Annotated in this window: 1 protein-coding gene; it reads right to left on the reverse strand. The window is 62.7% G+C overall.

Annotated elements, in window-relative coordinates; genetic code table 11:
* The coding region (locus EOD29_RS34625; protein ID WP_206520622.1) for a cbb3-type cytochrome c oxidase subunit I at positions 1 to 241 on the reverse strand (241 nt) is incomplete at both ends.

Consider the following 241-nt stretch of genomic DNA (forward strand, 5'->3'; position numbering starts at 1 on the left):
TCGCCCATCTCGACGATGGCGGGCATGAAGAAGCTGGTGCCGAGCAGGCGGTCGAACATCATCATGACGCAGGCGACGAACAGGGCCGGAAAGGCCAAGAGCGCCATAACGGTCGCTGTGAAGATGCCCCAGACGGTGAGCGGCATCCGCATCAGCGTCATGCCGCGCGCGCGTCCCTGCAGCACCGTCACCACATAATTCAGGCCGCCCATGGTGAAGCCGATGATGAAGACGATCAGCG

The sequence above is a fragment of the Mesorhizobium sp. M1A.T.Ca.IN.004.03.1.1 genome (genome assembly GCF_003997555.1).
In the GTDB taxonomy this organism is placed as follows: Bacteria; Pseudomonadota; Alphaproteobacteria; order Rhizobiales; family Rhizobiaceae; genus Mesorhizobium.